This window comes from Prevotella sp. E13-27 (genome assembly GCF_023217965.1).
In the GTDB taxonomy this organism is placed as follows: Bacteria; Bacteroidota; Bacteroidia; order Bacteroidales; family Bacteroidaceae; genus Prevotella.
Window position 1 is genome coordinate 548,297 of record NZ_JALPSC010000001.1, and the last position, 23,720, is coordinate 572,016.

Annotated in this window: 13 protein-coding genes; 1 reads left to right on the forward strand and 12 read right to left on the reverse strand. The window is 46.9% G+C overall.

From position 1 onward, the window contains the following. Positions 1-8: 8 nt before the first annotated feature. The 11 genes from M1L52_RS02335 to M1L52_RS02385 form a co-directional block, all read right to left on the reverse strand. On the reverse strand, positions 9-3,494 hold the full coding sequence (locus tag M1L52_RS02335) for a SusC/RagA family TonB-linked outer membrane protein (protein ID WP_248613204.1): 3,486 nt from the start codon (positions 3,492-3,494) through the stop codon (positions 9-11). Positions 3,495-3,522: 28 nt separating this feature from the next. Beyond that, entirely contained in the window at positions 3,523-6,456 is a 2,934-nt protein-coding gene (locus tag M1L52_RS02340; protein ID WP_248613205.1) for a fasciclin domain-containing protein, read from the reverse strand. 217 nt (positions 6,457-6,673) lie between these two features. Next, on the reverse strand, positions 6,674-9,604 hold the full coding sequence (locus tag M1L52_RS02345) for a hypothetical protein (RefSeq protein WP_248613206.1): 2,931 nt from the start codon (positions 9,602-9,604) through the stop codon (positions 6,674-6,676). 169 nt (positions 9,605-9,773) lie between these two features. Beyond that, positions 9,774-14,420: a carbohydrate-binding protein gene (locus tag M1L52_RS02350; protein ID WP_248613207.1), complete on the reverse strand. Its 4,647-nt coding sequence runs from the start codon at positions 14,418-14,420 to the stop codon at positions 9,774-9,776. 302 nt (positions 14,421-14,722) lie between these two features. Then, positions 14,723-15,631 carry a phosphatase PAP2 family protein gene (locus tag M1L52_RS02355; RefSeq protein ID WP_248614557.1) on the reverse strand — a complete coding sequence of 303 codons (909 nt, stop codon included), beginning with the start codon at positions 15,629-15,631 and terminating at the stop codon, positions 14,723-14,725. A 79-nt stretch (positions 15,632-15,710) separates the two neighbouring features. Then, a complete protein-coding gene (locus M1L52_RS02360; RefSeq protein ID WP_248613208.1) occupies positions 15,711-16,724 on the reverse strand; it encodes an NAD-dependent epimerase/dehydratase family protein in 1,014 nt (337 codons plus the stop codon). Between the two features lie 8 nt (positions 16,725-16,732). Then, positions 16,733-17,794 (reverse strand): DUF4435 domain-containing protein, encoded by a 1,062-nt coding sequence (locus tag M1L52_RS02365; protein ID WP_248613209.1) that lies wholly within the window; start codon positions 17,792-17,794, stop codon positions 16,733-16,735. Between the two features lie 21 nt (positions 17,795-17,815). Further along, complete coding sequence (locus M1L52_RS02370; RefSeq protein WP_248613210.1) at positions 17,816-18,652, reverse strand: AAA family ATPase; 837 nt, start codon at positions 18,650-18,652, stop codon at positions 17,816-17,818. A gap of 22 nt (positions 18,653-18,674) precedes the next feature. Beyond that, positions 18,675-20,105 carry a (E)-4-hydroxy-3-methylbut-2-enyl-diphosphate synthase gene (ispG, locus tag M1L52_RS02375; RefSeq protein WP_248613211.1) on the reverse strand — a complete coding sequence of 477 codons (1,431 nt, stop codon included), beginning with the start codon at positions 20,103-20,105 and terminating at the stop codon, positions 18,675-18,677. A 54-nt stretch (positions 20,106-20,159) separates the two neighbouring features. Next, entirely contained in the window at positions 20,160-20,636 is a 477-nt protein-coding gene (locus tag M1L52_RS02380) for a nucleoside deaminase (protein WP_248613212.1), read from the reverse strand. Positions 20,637-20,664: 28 nt separating this feature from the next. Continuing rightward, positions 20,665-21,042, reverse strand: a complete 378-nt coding sequence (locus M1L52_RS02385; RefSeq protein ID WP_248613213.1) for a RidA family protein — start codon at positions 21,040-21,042, stop codon at positions 20,665-20,667. A gap of 154 nt (positions 21,043-21,196) precedes the next feature. Between M1L52_RS02385 and M1L52_RS02390 the strand changes: the two genes are divergently transcribed. Continuing rightward, on the forward strand, positions 21,197-22,723 hold the full coding sequence (locus M1L52_RS02390) for a glycoside hydrolase family 28 protein (protein WP_248613214.1): 1,527 nt from the start codon (positions 21,197-21,199) through the stop codon (positions 22,721-22,723). A 26-nt stretch (positions 22,724-22,749) separates the two neighbouring features. Here the strand turns inward: M1L52_RS02390 and M1L52_RS02395 are convergent, their stop codons facing one another. Then, positions 22,750-23,667: a 2-dehydropantoate 2-reductase gene (locus tag M1L52_RS02395; RefSeq protein ID WP_248613215.1), complete on the reverse strand. Its 918-nt coding sequence runs from the start codon at positions 23,665-23,667 to the stop codon at positions 22,750-22,752. Between the last annotated feature and the right edge of the window lie 53 nt (positions 23,668-23,720).

The window sequence follows — 23,720 nt, forward strand, 5'->3', positions numbered from 1 at the left end:
GTCATTGCTTAGAATCCCACGTTAAGTGTAAATGTGAACTGCTTAGAGCGTGGCGTTCTTGAGTTGTCGAGAGCAGGATTATAGCCTGATGCTGACACCTCTGGGTCAACTCCACTATACTTGGTCCACACATAGAGGTTGTTGATAGAAGCATAAGCCTGTAGGTTGTTAAGTCCCCATTCCTTCACCATCTTCTTTGGGAAGTTATAGGCTATCTGCAAGTTCTGGAAGCGCACGAAGCCGCCGTCTTCCACATAACGGTCTGAGTTCATCCAGTTGTAGGCAGCGTTATACATAGCACGTGGCATAGGTGAATCATATCCGTCACCATCCTTACGCCAGCGGTAATTCACCGTAGCACTCTGGTTGTTGGTTGTGTACATATTCTCCAGATTCATACGTGCAAGATTTACAACCTTGTTACCGAAGCGGTAGTTGAAACGTCCTTTGATGCTCCAGTTACCATAGCGCAGTGTGAGGTTGAAACCACCGTTTACCTTTGGCAGTGAGTTGCCGAGATAGACAATATCGAGTGCGTTGATCTGTCCATCACCATTGATATCCTCATAAATGGCATCACCTCCTTGGAAGGTATAGGTTGACGAACCATTCTGATAGTTATAGACAACGTGCTGTGGATCACCAACGTTGTTCATAACCACATTGCCATTAGCATCCTGAACGACAGGTGCTGTGACAGGATGCTTCTGAATTCCGCGGGCAGCATACCACTCATCAGGCAGAGTTCCTGCGAGGAAATTGTTTATCCAGTCACGATACTGCTCTGTGGTGAGTTTGTTCTCATCACGGTAGTTCTGCAGATACTCATAGGTGTACTGATAAACACCTTTGTAGCGGAAACCATATATAGAGCCAAGTGAGTTATTGATCTGCACACGGACTGGATAGGTGCCACGCTTCGTAGCATCCCAACTTGTACCGTTGATGCTCTGGAGCACAGTCTCGTCCATTTCCTTCAGCAGGTTCTCGTTCTGAGCGATGTTGAAACCGAAGTCAGCTGAGAACTTGCCAATCTTCACGAACTTCTTCGCATTGAAATTGAGCTCCCATCCCTGGTTAGTCATTCGACCAACATTAGAGTATGCAAAGTTAGAGAAGCCTGTGAACGAGGGAACAGAGACATTCTTCATCAGCAAGTCGCGCGTATCCTTATAATAATAGTCGAAATCAATCTCGTAACGACCATCGAGGAAGCCAAGGTTGAAACCGAGGTTATATGAGTTGGTCTTCTCCCAACGCAGGTCATCGAGCTTAAAGCCGTCGAGTGTAGCATAGCTGACTGACGTGTTGGAGGTCTTTCCGTAGGTACCAGCGCTGGTATTATAGGTGTTGTAGAACAGATAGTCGCTGTCCGGTGCCTTACCCACGATACCCCATGATGCACGTAATCCGAGCATTGACACATACTTTCTCGTCCACTTCATGAAGGGCTCTTCACTGATGTTATATCGGGCAGAAAGGCCTGGGAAGTAAGCCCACTTGTTCTTCGGGCCGAACTTCGAGTTACCATCAGCACGTAGTGAAAAGCCGAGGTTATAACGACCGTCCTTGTAGGCTACGTGGCTATTGAACAGTATGTTCTGGTCGTTGCTCTTGCCGTTACCACTTCCAGGAGCTGTACCAACATAAGCATTCACTGTCGGCGAGGTAATATCGTTTGGCAGATGGCTCATGTGCACCGTCTGGTTACGGTTGGTCCTTGTGTTCATCTCGTAGCGAAGCAGAGCCTGAGCGCTCCAGTCTTCATTGCGGAAATAAGGTCTGAACACAAACTCTGCACGAGCACCAATCTTCATGCTATTGTATTCATAGCCCTGTGAGTAGTTATAGTTAGCAGCATTCCAGTCATTAGTATTGATAGAAGCAGGAATATATATAGGCTTACTCTCTGCAAACACGTCGAAGTCCACACGTCCGTTGAAGGTCAGACGGCTCTTCTCGGCCTCAATACCAAGAATCTCATATTTGATGGTGAAGTCTGGTGTCAGGCGGTAGGTACGGTCCTTGATCCATGCCTCGTTAGCAATAGCGATAGGGTTACCCATTGAACGCACATCACGCAGGTCGTAAGAAGAATAGGCACCGTCATAAGGTGTGTAATAGCTCTTTGTTGCAGGATCCGACTTAACAGGATTCATCAGATAGTACTCTTCCGTATCGTTGCCGTTGGCATCCTGACGATATATACTCATGTTTGGAGCCAGTTTCTGCGCTACTGAGAGCAGGCTCTCATAGGTTGTTCCGTTGGCCTTACCTTCCAAGTTCTTGTCGTTATTTGTATAGGTAAGGGCGAAGTTTGTTATGAAACGTATGCGGTCACTCACGTTGTAGTCGAGAGCCATACGAGTGGTGAACTGCTGGAACTTCTGCTTGATGATAGAACCTGTCTGGTGCTTATAGCCGGCAGAGATGCGGAACGTTGCTTTCTGTCCACCACCAGTTAGGTTTACACTGAAGTCGTGCATGGCACCAAACTGCTTCACTGCATCCACCCAATCGGTGTTGTTATTCCAGTTCTCAAACTCAGCCCAGCTCTTGTCATAGTTCAGCTCGGCTATGTTTGTGGTACGGTCAGAGCGCTGTGTCGGGTTATAGAACTCCTCCTTCATCAGCATGGTGTATTCATCACCGTTGAGAAGCTTGTAGCCATCTGGCTGCCAAGCACCAGTGAACTTATATGAGAAGTTGATGCGAGGTTTACCACGACTACCACGCTTGGTGGTAATCTTGATGACACCATTGGCACCACGTGAGCCCCATACTGCTGTAGCAGCAGCATCTTTCAGCACTTCGATGCTTGCGATATCCTCCACATTTACCGAAAGAAGTGACGAATACTGTTCCTCGTCAGCATTGGCATAGTCGAAGTCCTCATCAGGGTTATCAAAAATCTTGTCATCCACAACAATCAGCGGGTTGGCATTGGCACTCAGAGTGGTGACACCACGCAGACGCATCTGCGAGCCGGCACCAAGGTTACCAGAGTTGGACACAATGTCCAGACCGGCAATCTCACCTTGCAGCGCCTCATCGGCAGAGGTAAAGGCGAGACCTTCCACCTGTTCCATGTTCATGGTCTGTGAAGCCACCGTCATCTCCTTTTTCTGAATAGACAGTCCACCTGAGTTCTGACGTTTACCTCTAACCGTCACCTCCTTCAGTACTGTGCTGGCAGGTTCGAGCTTTATCTTAAATACAGTCTGATCACCTATCTTCACGACTTTTGTCTTATCGCCGACATATGAGAAGTGAAGCTTGTTGTTCTTGTTCTTCACCTGCAGCGAGAAGTTACCGTTGAAGTCTGTCTGTGTGGCAGAGATGATACGGTTGTTGGCATCGCGCTCCGTGACGTTACCCATCATGATGGGACCGTCGTTGTCGGACAACGTACCCGACACGCGCACGCCCTGTGCCAGCGCTATCTGCGCAACCAAGCATATCAGGGCAGTAAATAATGTTCTCTTGATATTCATTGTAGGTTATGCCTTTAGTTCATAAGTATTAGTCGAAACGTCCATCGCTGTTAGCACAGAGAGGTCTTGAAATCTGGTGTACCGTACAGAACGATGAAGTCTCAATAGATGTTGCCTTCGTTCTGTTTGTGTTATACCAATAGTCACGGCACATCTTGTTCACCACCTTACCACTGTCATTGGCATCAATGGTAAGTGTCTTTGTAGCATCTTTCACATTTAGTTTTCCTGCACCTCCAGAGATGGATAGTTCCTTGGCTGCACCAATGGCATCAGTGCAGAGAGACAGTGAGTGGCTGCTCGGCTCAACGTTTTCGTCAGCAAAGACCGACTCTACCATGAAGTGATACTTCACAAAGTCGCGAATCAAGCCAATAAGTCGCTTAGCCTCATTTCTATCAGCCAGTTCTGCAAGATAGGCCGTACGCTCGTCAGGAGAAAGGTGACCATTATTCAGTGAGTCAACCAACACGCTGTAAGCCTTAGTGTTATTTCCATACTTTGTCCAAAGAGCCTGAACATCCACCCAGTTAGGCAATCCGTTGGCGTAAGCCTCAGTCATAGCGGTATTGTCAGGGGCAAAAAGTGTATAGTTATAGGTCTTGAACATCTTGACATTATAGTCAGGACAAGCCTGATTGATGGTTGTATTCTTCAAAGTCGCGGGGTCTGGATAGACATACTTATTAGTAAATATGATATAAGCATCCTGCTCGCTGTAGCCAAGCTTGTTTCCGTTGGCATCTTTCGACTCTTCCGGACTGATGTTTGCCCATTTCAGCAACGGCTCGTTTCCGAATGCCTCACAAGCCTTAAGGAACTCGCTGAGGTTAGTGTTTGACTTAAGCACGCTATAGACGCTCTCCACAGGTGGCTGTACCACGCGGTCAAGGCGATAGGTCTTACCATTCTTTTGGTCAAAGATCTCAGTAATCTCCGGAGTCTTAAATTTCACATCACTCGTAATATCGCGGCCAAAAAGTTTGCCGTTCTTCTGCCATTCACCCATCACGCGTCCGTTGAGTTTATGTCCATCAACATAGATAGCGCCACCGTGCTTGGTCTTGTAGAAGTGGTTCTTTCCTATGAGTTCACCGCTGTTGAGCACCAACGTGTGGTAGTTCAGAATATCCACCAACTGCGTCTTCACCTCAGAAATCGTCACGGGACGGGCTGCACCTTCTATCTCGCCTGTTGTCACATTATAATAATAACGTTCGCATTTAAGCAGAGGTGAAACCTTGGAATCTGGCTCATAGTGGAAATAGAGCACGTCGGGACGTGGAGTTTTGTTGTCAGAGCTCAAATGGCCGAGTGTCGCAGGATCAAGATAGTAGAAACCGAACGCCCGGTCTTCAGGAACGAAGAATGCATAGTTGGCGCTCATGGCGAGAAGGTAGTACTTAAAGTCCACGCCGAGATAGTCGCCAGTCTTTATACCATCCTGCACTGCCCATCCCATCACTCTCATGTCGGGATAAACAGACGTAGGAGCGAGCACTGCCTGATATTCGTCTGGAGCGAGCAATTCATCGATGACATATACAGCACCGTTATTGGCTATTGATATGTCATACTTGCCATCCTTACGATGTATCTTGCTTGTAGTCATACCGAAGTTCTCACCGGCATCATTGATGATGGTCTCAAACTTGCTTGGCACGGTGTTAGAGAAGCGGTCTTTCATCAGGTTCTTCAGGAACGAAGCGATGACAGCCTTGTTCTTTACTGCTATAGAGTCAATATGACGCTCGAGATTCTCCTCAGTATTAGGAAGACCTGTTGTGCCTGTACCATAAATATCAATAAGGTAGGCGCCGTTGCCGCCAGGGAGGAAGTATTTCTTCACAGCCTCATCTGTAGGAACGAAGAAAGCACCCATATCCATGATTGCATAGTCAATATTGGCTGAAGCATTGGCAGTCTTTGGATAGTAGCCGTTCCAACCTGGGTCGTAGTCAAGGAGTTCAGATCCCGAAACGAGGGTTCCGCCCATATGCGCAGGAGCTGCTCCGAGTTTCTCACCGCCCTGTGAACGGTTGCTCAGATAGCGCCACTGATAGATAGAGTCAATCTTCGGACGGTTATACTGCTGTGCCCAGTCATTATAAGCCTTGGTAGTCGTTGCATCATAGTAAGGAGCTGAGAAATAGTCGAGCATACGGCTAATGAGCTTTGTCTCATTGTTCTTACGTATCACTTGCGCCATATTACCAGGAGGCAACAGCACGTTTTCCATCTGCTGAATATAGCCATTCTGACAGGTTACATCGCTCTTCAGAATCTTGTTATTGAAGATATAAGCGGTACCGTTTGTAAACGGAGTGCCGGTGATTATTTCGAAGTCACTGTTCTCTCCAACGGTGCTTATACCGTTGTAGATCATGTATTCACGGAGCAGGTGCACCATCATAGGTGTGGTATTGTCACTCACAACATGGATACCGTTCTGACGGAACTGATCCCAATAAGTGTTGTTACCAGGGAGATTCTTCTCGAACTGAATGGAGTCCGTCGTACTGATGTTTGTGGGATGTTTCAGAGCCTGTCCCTTCATCGGGGTGTTGGTACCGTTACTCACGTTTGGCAACAGGCTGATTAGCAGCGCATTGTCAAGCATAGAGGAATAGAGCAACAGCTTCTTCTGGGCTTCAGTAAGCTCTTCATAGCTACTGACTCCCCAATCATTTTTCTGGAAGAACCGTGAGAAAGCTTCATCATTAGCAGGGAAGATGGTCTTCGAACCAGTGCGGTTGAGGGTCTCAGCATAGCCAAGATCATCAACGAGACGCAGGTAGGTCTTGAATGTTCCCGTTAAGTTTTTAGGATTCTCCAGTTCCGCATAGATGCTTCCTCCGAGCCACGAAGGCTGGCTATCCGCATCGACCTCTTCGTATTTATCTACGCATGAGGACATCAATCCTGCTAAGGCAAGAGAGACACAGAATAAGGTTTTTTTCATAAAAAGTTATTAGCTAATATTGTTTGTTTTATTTCGAAATATTCGTAGTTTGTGTATTCAGTTTGCAAAATAAGCAAAAAATAATTAAACAAACAAACATTTCACTCAAAAATAATTGACATTTAACTACACTTTTTGTAACTGTCCCAAATACAAAAAAAGTCGGAGAGCTGCATCGCGGCTCTCCGACTTTGAGATTTTTTATATGTTAAGTGAATTACTTCACCACATATTTCTTACCGTTCATGATATACATTCCCTTCTGAGGAACAGCGTTCAGGCGCACACCTGTGATGCTGTAAATAGCACCTGCATTAGCCTTCGACTTGTTTGCAACCTCCTGGATAGCAGAGGTATCAGCTCTGTGTGGAGTAAGGATATCTTCCTCGAAGTCCTCAGGAGCATCGCCATAGACATATATCTTTAAGTTATCGAACCAACTACGGCGAGCAGAGTTATTCTGAGAGCTGTAATTAGAAGACAGCGAGAACGAAGTAATCATGCTATCGAAATCTTCAGCAGCGCCTTCAGGAACAAGTGCCACAGCAGGTGCATCAAGAGTTCCCGCATTGCTGTTAACGATTGTCAGTTTTTGAGTCTTATTCTTATAGTCGATGGTCATAGATACTGATGACTTATTTTTGGCGTCAGTATAAATCTGAGCATTATTCTGCGTTTTACCACCTTTTGTTGAGATATATTTATCCAAATCACCATTTGTAACACCAAACGTAGAAGATGATGTACCTTGACTATTCCAACGCTGAATCTTGGCAACTTCAGTACCTGCAGCATTCTTAAGGGCGAAGGTTGTCCAACACTTGTTCAGATAGCCACCCCAGAAGTCGAATGAAACAACTACCATTCCACCCTCGGAAATCTCAGGCAAAGCAACAGTCGCTTCAGGACTTCCAACATGCAACACATCCAATGCCTCATCACCATAACCAAGAGACCAAGCGTAGCCAAGTTTCGGTCCGATTCCTGTTCCGTCACCATGCTCAAGATCAACAGAGCCATCTGCAAACTTCATCTCACCTGCTGCGCCTTTAATAACATAGTAAGGAGCAATGCCATCATCTTCGGGAGTAACCTTTTCGAAATCATTTGTGAAGTCGATATCGACAACCGGCTGAACGACAGCAGAAGCAAGGAATGTCTCAACAGCAGCTTCAAGTTCTACCTTTGCATCAGCCAGAGTGGTAGAGTCAGCTACGCGAGTAGCATCTGTTGTATTTGCACGTACAGCATTAATAGTATTGATAGCCTTCTCAATAGCAGTCTTGAATGTCGCACGGTCACCTGTAGCATTGGTACCCTTATTGCGGGTCTTCTTAGCTTCATCAATGGCATTAGCCAATTCAGTGAAAGGCGCATTTAAGTTGGTAACATACTTAGATGCATTCTGATAGCCGCGAACAAGGAGCCAACGCAGAGGATCATTATCCTTAGATGAAGGATCGTCAAGAGTATTAGGATCTGTTACACCCTGCCACTGAGCCCAGTCATTAAGCTCGTCGGTAGAAGCAACGCCAGCATCCTTACCTTCCTCATTCACCCATCCCTTAGCCTTTATAGCATGGAGATATGGATCCCATTTCACAAGAGCAACATGCAGAGAGTCCTGACCCCAAGGATAGTTACCGTTCTTTACAAGGTTCCATACACCCATCTGACCATTAACAGCAGCATTATACTGAGCGATGAAAGTCTTCCAAGCCTCAACGTGCTTAATCTTGTCGTTAATCTCCTTGTCGAAGACACGGATAACAGTATTCTTTATCTGGAATGCGCCACCATTAGTTGTACCCGGCCAAAAAACTCCTGCACGGAAAACTCCATCTTCAGCGACCTCAGAAATCATGCTGAAGCTCTGATAATCCTCACCTGAGATTGCTGGAAGATCGATTGTGTCATTCACAATGAACATCTTGCAACCCTCTGTTGTAAGATTGAAGGAGAGAGGATTGCAGGGCCATGAACCCTTACCTGTGTTTGCATTACGAATATCAGCTGCAAAATAGTACTTACCTGCAGGGAAGTCCTCATGGAAGGCCGCATAAGTTGCGGTATAATTACCATAGCCTGTTTGGATGGCAGAGCGAAGCACATCCTGCTCAGTGTCGAGGTGTCCCCAGTTACCACCCTTTAGGTCGAGTTTGTAGCTGGCGCTGTAAGCTCCGCCACGTCCCCAGGTAGACAGGTTAGCGATATTCAGGCCAGGAATAAGGTCAACAACATCAGTTGACTTGATGTCCATATAGCTCTTAACGAGGTTATCGAAAGCAGTAATCATTGACTGAGCTGTGGCAGGATTATCCAGCTGACCTGCATCAAGCATACCCTTCACACGATTAACCATCTGTTCCACTGAAGACTTAATCTTATTGCCATTCTCATCATCTGCATCGGGAGTGAAGTTCTCGTTTGCAAGGATGTCATTAACATAGGCAATCTTCTTCAAGATGATACGATCGTCAGAGACAACATCTGCTGCACGAAGCTCAAAACCGGTTACCATGGTGTTGGTTGTCAGCTTCTCAAAGTGCATAACCAACTTGCCAGGAGTAACTGCCTCTTGAGTGCTCAGCTCATAAGCATCAACGGTGAAAGAGAAAGCCACCTGCTTCCAGTCAGAAGTATAGTTACCTGCCTGAGCCACAGAGATAACTGTATCAGGAAGAGCAATCTGACTTCGGTCGAAGCCACCGCCATCAGTGGTAAGATAGAAGTCGAGGTAGTTGGCGGGGAAAGAATAGGTTGTCACGCCGTCTGCTGTTGTTGCCGTCATTGCAGCTGCAGTATTCTGATAGGCATCGCCCTTAACCCAGTAAGAGATAACATAAGTACCAGGTTGCAGTGTCCAAGCATTGCAAAGCGCAGCGCCTTCATTAGCGCCCTTAGACTGAAGTACATTCTCGCCATTAGGACCCAAACCGGCTTCAACAGACCAAGTGTCGGCATCAACGCCGGCAGCACCATCGCTGGAGAACCAACCATTTGTACCGTCAGAGAAATCACCATTCGTGATGACGTTCTCACCTGTAATCTTCACTCGTCCGTCAACAGTATATACATAGGTAGCCTGAGCATTTGCCACTACTGTACACACCAAAGCGAAGAGTGTTAAAAGTAGATTTTTACGCATAATTAAAAGATGTTAGTTATTAATAAATATATTTACGTTTGTTTTGGTATAACTATAGACTTAGTAGTTTGGGTGCAAAGATAGAGATTATTTGAATATGGAACAAGAAAAAATGGGGACGTAATTTGACAAACATCCCCATTTTTTGCTACTGAGCCTATAAAAAGCTCTATCTAACCACGATTTTTGATATTTCCGAGCGATAGCCGTCACGCATACGGACTATATAGGTACCTGAGCAGAGTGTTGTTCCTTGAGCGGTGAGCAGCTTGGAGATGTTCTGCTTCTGCGCCTTCAGCGAAGCCACCTTCACGCCATTGGCGGTGAACACCTCACAGTCCACGACAGCAGTGCTCTTAATTGCACCAATGCCTGAAATATCATCTGTCACTCGGAGCACACCGTTTTTCTCAGTCAGTCCAGTAGCATCCCAATAGAGACCATCGGGAAGTGCTGGCAAATCCAACTTGGGAGTACCGCTAAATGTTCTCTCAACAGTCCACAGTTGGAAGGAATCGTCCTTCTTCGGTGTGTAGCCTCCAACGAAGGTCACCTTCACCGTTCCATTCATGGTAAGGCTACCCACGGTGAGTTTCGAACAGCTGGTGCTGCCAATAAGGAAGTTTGCTGTGCCACCATTATTAACGGTTATCATTCCGAGCGCGCCAGTCTTCATCTCACCAGGTGTCTCCTCATCGAAGAAAGAAGCACAGGGAATGATTTCGCCACCGCTCTCTACTCGCAGCGTAGAGAACATGGCCTGACCAACAATCCTTCCGGTGCCTTTCACTGTCGTGGTGTTAGCGCCGTTGAGGAAGTTCTCTACGAGGACATCCCAGAACGTTACGGTACCCTCCTCCACTGTCAGTGCACCATTTATCTTGCCTAATGTCGTGATAACCAAACGACCTGTACCGCGCTTTGTCAGTGGTGAAGTGCTCTTTGCAATGGTGTTGCCATAAGGATCGGTACGAGCAGAAGTAACACCAATCTCAGTGTTCAGATAGAGGTCTTTATCTTTGGTATCGATAATCCACTGACCAGAACCGGTTAGCGTACCTTCGCCTTCCACTCCACCGAGGATGATGTTCTTGCCTTCATTGCTCACGCGTACATCTTTTTGAACGCTGAGTGTTGCGTTGGGCAGACCATTGGTGTTGCGGAATGCCCAGACGGGATCATAGCTCTTCTTGTTCTGACGGTTATCCTTGTAAGCCTTAACGGTGCCTGTGAACTGGCTCCAGTCGCCATCGAAATAGCAACGTACACCGCCAGTATATACATTGAAAGTGCCCTCGCCAGTGAGCGTACCGGTATAGGTAGAGCGGTAACCTGCCTTCAGTGTGCCGCTCTTTCCCTTCGGCACTACGAAGTTGGCTTTATTGTTGATGTTAGAGCTTTCATTGTTAGCTGCCACAAGAGTACCATTCTGGAACTCCACTGTAGCGGGAAGCTGTTCAGTACTATTATATTCCACATCAGCCACTGTTCCGCCTTTTATGAGAAGAGTACTGAAGGTGTTTGAAGCGCCAATAGTCATTGTGCCTGCGCCTGTCTTTACGACAGTAGCGCCAGTACCCTTGATGCCTTTGTTAAGAGTGAGCGTCATGTTGGTTGGCACGTCAAGAGTGGCATTACCGCTGACTGTAAACGGCTGGTCGGTGATGATGGGCTGGCTCACTGAAAGCGCTGCACCATCGTTGATAGTAATCTTCTGGCTAACGTTACCAAGAGCGCCGTAGTTGATACCTGTAACGTTGGCAAGAGCGTTGACAACGAGGGTTCCCTCATTGATGGTGGTTGCGCCGGTGCGGTTCTCGGTATTGATAGTAACCTTTGCCTTTCCGTTCTTGGTAATAGTGCCGCCACCAAGGATGCTGTCACCAGTAAGTGTATATGCAAGGGTGTTATTGTTAAAGGTGATGCTGTTTGGACTGACGGCTCCCTTAACAACAACATTGCCCGTAGCGGCATTGTCATCGAACACTATATCGTCGCCTTGAGCTGCATAGACATCCTCTTCATCTGTGTTCTTAAAGTTCTTGGTCTCAGCAAGATCCCACACATTACTTGTTGCAGTGCCATTCCAAACAACAGTGGTAGCATCACGCATGTCTTCAATAACGAGACACAGCTTGCCATCCTTGTGTTCAAGCAGGAAACGCTTGCCAGTGATGCCCTCAAGAAGGATGTCGCTGACAGACCCCTCAACAGATGTAACAGAGCCGAGTTCATAGATTCCTGCAGAAAGATTATTCACATCGCCGCGGAATTCAAAAACAGGTGTCTTATACTTAGGGCCAAAGCTCCAGTCGCGAGTATCAACGACAAGCTTGGTTGCATTGAGCTTATCAAAAGAAGTGCCCTGAACATCAAACACTACGCGTGAGCCAAAGCCAAGTGTAAGCGTAGATGCTGTCACCTCGCCAATGGCGTCACCGCCAGGGTAGATGGTGGCATTATAGTCTGCTTTCAAGCCTGCAAGGAACTTACCGCCATTGGAAATGAGCGTAGTGTGACGGTTCATCCATACGGGACTGGACTGCATAGTTCCGTCAAAACGGAGAGTGCCGTTCCAGATATCGGTATTTCCTGTGTGCTTCTCCACGACATTGGGCAACTGAAGGATACCCTCGCCCTGCTTTACAAGGCGGGTAGCGCCAGAGAACGCGCCACCCATAAGAGTGGTGGTATAGGTATCAACCTGACGACCTGGTGTCTTAGGAGTGCTTGCCACAGCCTGCTTTGAGCCTGTACCTTTAACCCAGGCAGGAGTATTTACAGTTAATATATAAGGTGATGCACCATCAGCCACTGTGAAGGTTTTGCTATCATATCCACTGATGAGAAGATGATCGGTAGTGGTCTGGATGTTAGCGCCATCAGCAACCTCGGTACGCCCGCGCAGGATAAGTGGCGGCGGAGCGATGGTTATGCCTTCAAGCTCACCGAGGAAGAAGCTGGGGTGAGGAGGCTGATTATATCCCACGCACTGCCAAGCCATAGCATTACGATACTGATGGTCGTGCCAAAGTGAGTAGATACCATACTGAGTAGCAGTGGTGGTTGTAAAGATGCGGAGCGCCGAGTTATCGGCAGTACGCAGAACAACTTCTTCACGCCAGTCGCCAATGATGTCGCCCTGAGCGGAGGGGTTACACTTAGAAGAGTTATTGTGAACGGCACCAGTAGAAGTCCAGATGCGACTTCCGCCCCACTTGTAGATAGCTGCCGGACGGCCTTCGCCACCAGCGGAGTTAAGAATTTCGTCAAGCAGGTCGCCATCCCAATAGATGCGCATGTTCAGATGAGAATAGTTGCCAGACATTGCATCGCCATTGGTATTGATAATCTTATCGGAAGAGAGGCCTATCACACCAGAAGAAACAGAACGTCCCTGTCCGCCAGGGTAGTCGTTAGAGAAGTTACCAGCCAAGCAACGACCATCGTCGCCACCATCACTCTTGCGATAGTATATCTGTCCGGTAGTAGGATTCCAGTAAGAGTTACCCTGAGAGCCTTCCTGACAGGTGAACTGCTCAAGTCCCCAACGATAGGGGTCGAGGTCGCCACAATGCTGTGCATCACCGTGTCCGAGGCCGGTGGTAGAGAGTCCGAAGCCAGTATCATCGATACACATGGAGCCAAACATAATCTCATCGCGACCGTCCATATCGACATCGGCAATCTGGAAATTATGGAAGCCATTGCCATACCAAGGTGAGTTGGAATCATAGCAGTTCCAGCGCCAGCGCTGGGTCAGTTCATGGGTTGTGGGATTGACATCAAGGGCACAGAACTTATGACGTGTGTAAGCGCCACGACCAAGGAATATGCTGGGGTTGCGACCATCAAGATAGGGAGCGCCGAAATAGTGCTTCATCATTCGGTGACCAAGGTCACCCCAAATAGAGGCATTCTTAGCTTCGCCTGTCTCAAACTGAGGCAGAGGATAAGCCATAGGTGTCCAGTTGTCGCTGCCGTCCCATCCGTAAGGCTCGCCAGTCTCACCATTAATATATAATAGGTACTCGTTACCAATACCCATGTACTCAGGACGATCAACACTCATGCCAACAGTCATGCTACCGATATTGATATTCTTACCTGTTGCAGTATGAATGATCATATTGTCGGAACCGCGCATAATCATCTCGGCCTTGCCATCCTGATCCCAGTCGTAGCCAATCATGTCCCACTGCTCATCTGGACCTGCCATGAGGTTTGGTCCGAGGTCAATCCACCACAGGCGTGTACCATCGGTCTTATAGCACTCATAGAGGTTGAAGTCAGTATTGTTGGACGCTTCACGCAGATTACCCTGCGAGTTGTTACGCTTCACAATGAACTCAGCCACGCCGTCGCCAGTAACATCGGCAAGCGACACATCGTTGATGGTGTAGCCGCTGGTGGTAGAGCCGCCATCGGTAGTACTGTTTCCAATAGTAGTTCCAGCACGGTTAACAACGGGCTTTAACTTAACGTCAAGATAGGCATTGCTCCAGGCCTTGACAGCAGAAGAGCGAGCTTGAGCTACGCCTTTCACCACAGGTTCTACTGAATAGACCGACGATGAGTTGCCACTGGCATCATTGAAGTTAGTCACCGTCAGGTTACTGGCAATCTTTGTATCACCACGATAGAGGTTATACTTGGTGTCGTAGTATTCTTCACCAAACATGCGCCATGACACGAAATTTCCGCTGCCATTAGGTACAGCGACAATACCACGGTCAATCTTGTCGGTCACACGCTGTGCATAGACAGAGCATACTGACATTAGTCCAAAAAAGGACAAGAGTACCAACTTCTTCATATTGAAAATTTTTAGTAATTAGTTCGTTTGTAGATATATTTCGTTGGCAAAAGTACTACAAAATACTTATTACAGCGCAAAATTATCAACTTTTAACACAGATATTGAAACAAAGACTGTCAGAAAAAGGTACTTAAACTGGCGGAAATAATTAAATCTGCGTCACAGATTTAATAAACTGCGTCACGGATTATATAATCTGCGACACAGATTTAATAATCCACGTCGCAGATTTAAAAATTTCAGTCAGCTTTACTCTCTTTGTCTGACTGAAAAGACTGGTATTTCTGTCACTTCAGTAATTATTTCCTTTTAGTCGTACTAACAAGGCGCAAAAGGAAATACATCAGGGTTCCTACAAACAGTCCGGCAATGGCGTCGATGGCATAGTGGGCCTGAATGTAGAAAGTAGCAAAGAACATCAGAACGCCAAACGGCACCAATGTCCAGAAGAAACGACGGCTGCCTGTTGCCCAGGCAAGCCACAACAGTATTGTGGTTACGCCGACATGGCTACTGGGGAAAGCGGCAGTGGGGCGTTCACCTGCCTCGTGAGCCATGGTAAGTAGTTTATAAAAGGGCCCGTCAGCATAGCCGGGATTGGCAAGTCCTTCACTATGAGTCTCAAAGTAGTTGCCGATATTGGGGAACACGCCATTAGCTATGTTATCCATACCTGCGGCAAGATAGTAATACTGCGGACCAGCAACTGGCAGGAAGATGAAGATGACATAGAACAGGAAAAACGACGCAAGGATTATGAACGCCGTGCGTGAAAACTGTTCGTAATGATAGAAGAAATAGAACAGAGTAACTGCGACAATCATTGGGAAATAGCTGACATAACCCATGGTAAGCAGCTCACTGAACACTGGATTGGACAGCTTCTGGCTGAAGAGCAATGCTGGCTGATAGCCGAAAAGCTGCTGTTCCCACGTGGCGAAGATATGGTCAAGATTCGGTAAGATGCGGTTGAACTCAAAGGTCTCAGGATACCATACTCCAAGGAGTGACAGCTGTCCTACGACACGGAACAGCATTGTAAGACGACACGGAATCATTCGATAGACGCCCCACAGTGCTACAAGCATCATCACAGCCTGAAAGCGCAGCGACAACATGGAAATGGGGTTCTGCAATTTCGTGTAGGTAAAGAGCATCACCAAGAGCGTGAACAGGGCGTAGGCAAGCATCACCCACTCAAAGAGCATCAAGCCTTTCACAGGCTTTTTATCAAGTGCAAATAGTTTTTTCAACGTTATGTTTATATAAAAAACAACTTAAGAATAATTATAGCCAGCCGTTTTCCTTATACCACTGGATGGTAAGTGGCACGCCACGCTCAAGAGGATACTCCGGATGATAGCCTAACTCATCGACAGCCGGCTTGATGTCGCAACGCCAGTTGCGCTGGCGCAGTATATGGTACTTATCATTGTTCAAGGCAGATATCTTACCTGTCATGTGACCTATCTTATCGCCAAACCAAGTAACCACACGCAACACCCATATAGGTGCCGTGATGCGTATCCACCACGGGTTGCCGAGCTCACGGCGAATGAGGTCACTGAAAGTCGTGGACTGATATACATGGCCGTCAGAAAGGAAGTACTTGCTCTCGGGGCGACCTTTCTCACAAGCGAGGAATACTGCCTGAACAACATCCTGAACATATACAAAGGTTATGTCCTGACGTTTGAAACCCACGGCGAAGTCGCTATGCTGCTTGATACTCTTCGCCATCAGGAAATAATCGCGCTCACGTGGGCCATAGACGCCTGTCGGACGAAGGATGACATAGGGGAACACCTTGCCCTGGGAACGCACCTCGAGTCCTTCAGTGAACCATTTCTCTGCCTGTAGCTTGCTGCGACCATATTCAGTATTAGGATGAGGTGTGTCGGTATCGCGAATCTCCTCATATGGCTGACTCTCGCGAATAGCGCCAAAGACGCTTAGCGAGCTTATGAACACGAACTTCTTCAGCGGCATGCCAACAGCGATGAGAGCACGCACGAGATTCTTTGTTCCACGGGTATTGATGTTATAGAAATCTTTAGAGTCAAGGCACTTGGTAACGCCTGCAGCATGTACGACATAATCAAAGTCCATGTCACGAAGTTTATCCTCCATCTGACGCTGACTGCCGAGATCAAGTTCTATGAAATTGATACGTTCATCGGTGAGAAACTGGCGCGAACTGCTACCGCGAACGGCAGCCCATGTGTCCATGCCACGGCGAAGCGCCTCTTCTACTATGAATGAGCCAATGAAACCGCTGGCTCCGGTAATTAATATCTTCATCTAAATATTTATTCTGTTATTTGTTTATTCTCAACTTTCTGCTCACCTGTAGTACGCTCCTTTTGCGAAGAGTCCCCTACCCCTTCCAAGTACTTCAGCACATCAGCCTGCAGACACTGAAACTGCGCAGAGAACACATAACCGGTATTTTTCTTCAGCATGGTCTTCACATCCTGTCGCGAGTTCTCATAGCATGACATCTCATTGCGCTTCTGAGTGTGATTGGCGTGCGAGTGATATATCTCGTTCTGACGCTCCTGACGGAGCATGTTGCAAACCTTGGTCAATATAGGGGACACAACGACATCGAAGAGATGGTGGCCCTGAATATAAAGATAGGTATTCTGAGGCGTAACGCCGAGAGCCATCAGCTCATCTTTAAGTTTCAGGTAAGCCTCCTTGTTCCCAGGATGCTTGCGCTGGAGCTCACGTACTTTCTGCCAAGCCTTACGACGTACATTCTGCAACGAGTCTTCAGGTTTCTGAACGGTGAAGCCTCCCGGGTCACAGATGCGACAGAAATCGGTAAGCGAGAACGACTTGTAGTTGCCGGTGCGGTAGGCCCATACAGACCACACGAAAAGTGGGAAGATGGCTTCGCTAAAAGTGGTGAAATATGCCTGAAAGTCGAAGATGCGATGATCGTTAAGCGTCACCGCCACACAGACATCATGAAGCGAAGGGGCATAGCACTGATAGTTCTCTATGGCATATACATAGGTATGGAACACATAGGGGCTATTCAGAATCTTCTGTGAACACGATGTGGCACCTTGTAACAAATAGTCATAGTCAGCATCCACACAAGCAATCATGTCAGGGCCTGTCTGTCCCTCAATAAAATTCATGAGCACCGACTTCTTGCCACGCAACAATGTCACCTTGGAAGGGAGCATAACCTCGAAATAGCGCGTAGAGTCTTCAAAAGAGCCGAGCACGGTACGCCAGAAATAGATATCGTCGTAGCTCTCAACATAAGCTACGATACGCCGGCGTGACGAGCGTCCCCTCATGGCATTTGCCGCCTTGAAGTAGTCACTGGTGATGTTATCACGAAGCTTGTTACTCATGCCAAACTCTCATTTCTAACCCTACACCGTAATGTCCCCTACTTCCGTAACAGAATCGATCCAGCCGTTCATAACGACGGCAGGCGAATGGGTAGTAAGTATTATCTGCACGTTTGGATTAAGCTCAAGGCAGAGGTCAATGAGTCTTTTCTGCCACTCTATATGGAGGCTAACCTCTGGCTCATCCATGAAGAGCACATAGGGCTGGTCATCCTCAACAAGGACGGTGAGCAGGATTATCAGCATCTGCTTCTCACCACTCGACAGCTGATAAGGCAGGAGCATCTCACCTATCTGAGTGAAACGTATCTCGTTCTCAGTACGGACAATATGCTTGCCAGTATCGGCAAAGAGTTCATCGACAATATCCTGGAAACGCTTCTTCTTTACAGACAAGTTCTGAGCAGCATCCATATTTCCGGCCTGAAGCTGTTCAATAATGCGATTGCCTACATTGACCTGATAATCAAGATATTTGCGTTGCAGCTGGTATAGCTGAATGTCAAGAAGAGAGCCGCCAGAGGTTGTACTAAGTGCCGTCAATGCCTGACGGATGCTGCTATCGCCCTCTGCAAGCGTGGCTGCGATATTGCTGTCAAGCGAACGGATGAGATCATAGCGAATCCAGCGGGCATCATCAGGCTCTACTTCTATGCGCACGCCCTTCAACATGTGGCTGGGGAACTCGCCTCCTGCAGACAGGCCCTTCACCACCTTGTTAAGGATGGTACTCTTGCCTACTCCATTGATGCCACTAAGGATATTGACCTTGGGGTTCAGTTCCCATACAATATGCTTCTTGCCACTCCAAAGAGCGTCAATCTCAATCTTCTTGATATAATCAGCAAACTTCTGCATCGCAATTCTCAATTATCAGTTCTCAACTCTCAATTCTCTTCAGGTCCTCTTCAATAAAAGCAAGCAGACGATCTACTGCTTCTTCTTCGGGGATGTTTTTCTCAATACATTCTTTCTTACGGTAAAGAGATATCTTGCCACGTCCGGCTCCGACATAACCATAGTCTGCATCAGCCATCTCGCCAGGTCCGTTGACAATACATCCCATGATGCCAATCTTCAGACCTACCAAATGGCTGGTGGCTGCCTTAATGCGGGCAATGGTCTCCTGCAAGTTATATAGCGTACGTCCGCAACCCGGACAAGAGATATATTCAGTCTTTGTGAACTTGATACGTGCTGCCTGAAGGAGAGCGTCAGCGAGAGTATTTAGTTTAGAGTTTAGAGTGGAGAGTGGAGAGTTTGCTTCCGCAGTCTCAGTTCTACACTCTAATCTAAGTTTAGTTGCCTTGCGGTCAATCAACAGGGCACCAACTGCCATGGCCGCCTTCAGTTGGAATGTCTCCCAGTCAGGTGCATCAAGACGAAGGGTGATAGTGTCATCCTTTATCGATGACTCTGCCTCAGCACGGAGGCGTGCACACTCAGGAATTAGTTCAACAAGCTTTCGTGCCACAGGAATCTCACACTCAGGATCTTCTGAAAGTGAGACACGTATAGTATCGCCTATGCCCTCGGTGAGCAGAGCGCCAATACCTACGGCACTCTTTATGCGGCCATCCTCACCTTCTCCGGCCTCGGTTACGCCAAGGTGAAGTGGATAGTGCATGTCTTCCTTGTCCATAGCCTCGACCAGCAGACGCACAGACTGAACCATGACAACGGTATTTGAGGCTTTTATAGAAATGACCACATCGTCAAAATGTTCGCGCTTAAAGATGCGAAGAAATTCCATGCAGCTCTCCACAATGCCTGCAGGAGTGTCACCATAGCGAGACATTATACGATCAGAGAGCGAGCCGTGGTTAACGCCTATGCGGACTGCCGTATTATGCTCACGGCATATCTGCAGAAATGGCAGAAGACGGGCCTCTATCTTCTGAAGCTCAGCCTTATACTCCTCATCGGTATATTCCAGTTTCTTGAACGTACGGGCAGGATCGACATAATTACCTGGATTAATGCGTACCTTCTCACAATACTGAGCTGCCACATCAGCTACATGGGCATTGAAGTGGACATCTGCCACAAGGGGTTGCATATATCCATCCTTCTTCAGTCGAGCGGAGATGTTCTTCATGTTCTCTGCTTCACGACTGCCTTGAGTGGTGAGTCTCACCAACTCGCCACCGGCATCAATAATACGCTTGGCTTGAGCCACACATGCCTCGGTATCATTGGTATTGGTGGTAGTCATTGACTGAACACGTATGGGATTGTCGCCACCTATAGCGATGTTACCGACATGGGCAACACTCGATTTGCGGCGCTTATATGCATGATTGTTTTCCATTTCTAAACTTACAATGTTGATACTATTTCAATTATTAAACGGTACCGGAATCAATTAATAAACAGTCTTGTCTGTCTTCTCAGTCCAAAGGCGGAATGAGTTGAGGGCTTCGTCGCGCAACAAATTGATGATGGGAACTGTACGCTCGTCAAGAGGACGGTCAAGTTCTTCATAGATGAAGTCATCGGCAAAGTCAATATCACGGGCATCCTTACGGGTATTACCATAGAAGATGCGGTCGATATGCGCCCAATAGATAGCTCCCAGACACATGGGGCATGGCTCACAAGAGGTATAGATAGTACAACCGCTGAGGTCGAAGGTGCCAAGCTTCTGACATGCCTGACGAATGGTGTTGACTTCGGCATGGGCCGTTGGATCATGATCAATGGTGACAGAATTGCTACTACCAGCGATTATCTCGCCATCCTTAACAATCACAGCTCCGAAAGGACCGCCACCGTGCTTCACGCTCTCGTCAGCAAGACGGATAGCCTCGCGCATAAACTGCTTATCTTGTTCTGTAATCATAGCATTTAGTATAAAAAGGTAAAACAAATTATTCGCATGCCACAGCCTCAATCTCTACCAAAGCGCCCTTGGGAAGGGTCTTCACAGCTACAGCCGAGCGAGCTGGGAAGGGAGCTTTAAAGAACTCAGAATAGACTGAATTCATTTCGACAAAGTCGTTCATGTCAGCTAAGAAGACAAGTGTCTTTACAACATTGTCCATGGTAAGTCCTGCTTCTTGAAGAATGGACTGAATATTGAGAAGAGACTGGCGGGTCTGCTCTTTAATTCCACCATCAGGGAAACTGCCTGTAGAAGGGTCAATGGGCAATTGACCAGATGTATAAACAAGGTTGCCTACTTGTATTGCCTGACTGTAAGGACCGATGGCAGATGGTGCCTTAGTTGTACTAATAACTTTTTTCATAGCTCAAACAAACCTTTAGTATAACATATCTTCAGTTGCAAAGATACAACTTTTTTTGTCTATATAGTTTATTTTTTGACAGAAAAGTGGCATCTGTTATAAATAATTCTTACATTTGCGGAGAAAAACCAACTACTTAAAACAAAAAAGAGACATGAAGAAATCATTTTTAATGCTTTTGCTACTCTTGGCATGCACTGAGATAATTGGTCAGAGAGGAACATACAACGTAATGGATTTCGGTGCAAAGGGCGACGGAAAGGTTCTTGACTCACCTGCAATAAATGCAGCAATTGAGGAGGCTGTTAGAAACGGAGGCGGACAAGTACTTCTTCCGGCAGGAACATATCTTAGCGGAAGCATCAGACTGAAGTCAAACATAGACCTGCATCTTGCGGCTGGCGCAAAGATACTTGCAGTTAATCCCAGGAAGTTCAAGCAGCCCAAAGAAGGACCAAAGTTGGTTCTATATGACGAAAGCGAGTCGTTCGGTGGCTTTCCTGAATATCAAGACGGAGGTCACACTTATTTCCACAACTCACTGATATGGGCTGAGGGGCAAACAAATGTATCCATAACAGGACACGGAATGATTGACGGCGAGGGGCTTACAAAAAAGGACACTGAGAAAGCTGGCCAAGTGATGGGAGGCAGCATAGGTACTGGCGACAAGGCAATAGCCCTAAAAACATGCAGACAGGTAACCATAAGAGACATAACGATATACAGAGGTGGACATTTTGGCATAATCATGACAGGATGCGACGTGTCAACAATAGACAATGTTGTCATTGACACTAACCGCGACGGATTCGATATTGACTGCTGTAAGTACATGACAATTACGAACTGTAAGATAAACACTCCAAGTGATGACGCTCTGGTACTAAAGTCAAGCTTCGCGCTGAAGAAGCATGTGGCTACGGAACATATTGCCATATCAAACTGCAACATTACTGGATTCAAATGCGGAACACTGCTTGATGGTACATATATCCCCGAACCTGTGGGCTGGGTATGCGGACGCTTCAAGCTGGGCACAGAAAGCAATGGCGGCTACAGGAACATATCACTGACTAACTGCACATTCATGTACTCGTCAGGATTGGCATTCGAAGAGGTTGACCAGGGCAGGATGGAGAATATAGTCGTTTCGAACATAACGATGTCACACGTTCACCACTACCCTATCTACATAACGACAGGCTGTCGTAACAGAGGACCCAAGGAGATAGAGGTGACAGACGAAAACGGGAACCGTTCAATGATGCCTTTCACTCAGCCGTCAACGGCACGCTACATACAGATTTCGAACATCATTGCCGATGACTGCGATTCGCTTTGTTCAATAATAGTAACAGGAATGCCCGGAACTCCAATAAAGAATATATGGTTGTCGAACATTCGTCTATATTTCAAGGGCGGAGGCACTCGCGACCTTGTTGACAAGAAATACCGCGAACAAGACACCAACTATCCAGAGCCTAAGTTCGCTGGATGGACACCTGCATACGGACTATATGCCCGTCATGTGGAAGGGTTACATGTTAACGATGTTACATTCCGCTATGAGCGTCCGGACTTCCGTCCTGCCGTTGTCCTCGATGATGTCAAGGATGTCACCATTGAACACCTTGACGCCACCACGGAAGATGGTATAGAACAGATTGTAAGAAAATAAAACTTTCTGAGAAGATTGTCTGAACTCTAAATCTTTACGTTCTGAGACTCGAGGAAGCACAGTTCAGCCTCGAGCATTTCCAACTTCGGCATCGGGTGCCCCATCTTACGAGCTAACTGAAGAGGATAAGTGTAAAGATAGTATATCTCCATGCTGCGATGGAAGTCATAGTCGAGACGCATTGAAGGAGAGTACGGTGTCATCTCATCAGTCATCTTAATCATCAGGTCAGCAAAAGACTCGTCTATATTCTTAACGCCTAAATGCTGAGCCGTTGTTATGACTTCCATCATCTGTTCACGGATAAGTTGTCGTGTTGATGGATTCTTAAGCAACAAGTCTGTCTGTGTATGGAGAGCAACGGTCATACCGTTAAAGGGCATATTCCATACAGCCTTCTTCCACCTGGCCTCTTCATATTCAATGAGTCCAGCCTTCACCCCTGCCGCATTGAAATTGTCAATAACAGTGAGGAGCAAACGCTCGTCCTTGCAAGAATAGTTACCCAGATTAATATGACCATAGCACTGATGATTGACAAGTCCCGGCTCGCTTTTAGCAGAACAGATAAAAGCAAGACCGGCAACTAACTGCACATCGGGAAACATCTTCTGGACATCTGCCTCTACACCAATACCATTCTGAATAAGAACGACAACCGTATTATCATGCAGTAATGGGGGCAGCAGCTCATATAGCATATTGTTGTTAACAGACTTCAGGCAAACAAAGACCACGTCACACTGAGGCATGTCATGAGTATTATTATAAACATTGGGACTATCCAAATGGAAAGAACCGTTGCAAGAATCTACCTGCAATCCATTTGCCTTTACATACTCATAATCACTATGCAAGAGGAAGTGAACATCACAACCATTGTTTGCCAATTTAGCACCATAATAGCCGCCAATAGCGCCTGTTCCTATAACACCGTATCGCATAAATTCCATATTAAGACAATGCAAAAATACACATTTTATTTCAATAGACGAAA

Excerpts from the sequence above, each read along its gene's own strand:
- M1L52_RS02370 (WP_248613210.1), bottom strand. The coding sequence starts at position 18,652 with ATGCAGAAGTTTGCTGATTATATCAAGAAGATTGAGATTGACGCTCTT.
- ispG (WP_248613211.1), bottom strand. The coding sequence starts at position 20,105 with ATGGAAAACAATCATGCATATAAGCGCCGCAAATCGAGTGTTGCCCAT.
- M1L52_RS02345 (WP_248613206.1), bottom strand. The coding sequence starts at position 9,604 with ATGCGTAAAAATCTACTTTTAACACTCTTCGCTTTGGTGTGTACAGTA.
- M1L52_RS02340 (WP_248613205.1), bottom strand. The coding sequence starts at position 6,456 with ATGAAAAAAACCTTATTCTGTGTCTCTCTTGCCTTAGCAGGATTGATG.
- M1L52_RS02390 (WP_248613214.1), top strand. The coding sequence starts at position 21,197 with ATGAAGAAATCATTTTTAATGCTTTTGCTACTCTTGGCATGCACTGAG.
- M1L52_RS02355 (WP_248614557.1), bottom strand. The coding sequence starts at position 15,631 with ATGCTCTTTGAGTGGGTGATGCTTGCCTACGCCCTGTTCACGCTCTTG.
- M1L52_RS02380 (WP_248613212.1), bottom strand. The coding sequence starts at position 20,636 with ATGATTACAGAACAAGATAAGCAGTTTATGCGCGAGGCTATCCGTCTT.
- M1L52_RS02335 (WP_248613204.1), bottom strand. The coding sequence starts at position 3,494 with ATGAATATCAAGAGAACATTATTTACTGCCCTGATATGCTTGGTTGCG.
- M1L52_RS02395 (WP_248613215.1), bottom strand. The coding sequence starts at position 23,667 with ATGCGATACGGTGTTATAGGAACAGGCGCTATTGGCGGCTATTATGGT.
- M1L52_RS02385 (WP_248613213.1), bottom strand. The coding sequence starts at position 21,042 with ATGAAAAAAGTTATTAGTACAACTAAGGCACCATCTGCCATCGGTCCT.
- M1L52_RS02360 (WP_248613208.1), bottom strand. The coding sequence starts at position 16,724 with ATGAAGATATTAATTACCGGAGCCAGCGGTTTCATTGGCTCATTCATA.
- M1L52_RS02365 (WP_248613209.1), bottom strand. The coding sequence starts at position 17,794 with ATGAGTAACAAGCTTCGTGATAACATCACCAGTGACTACTTCAAGGCG.
- M1L52_RS02350 (WP_248613207.1), bottom strand. The coding sequence starts at position 14,420 with ATGAAGAAGTTGGTACTCTTGTCCTTTTTTGGACTAATGTCAGTATGC.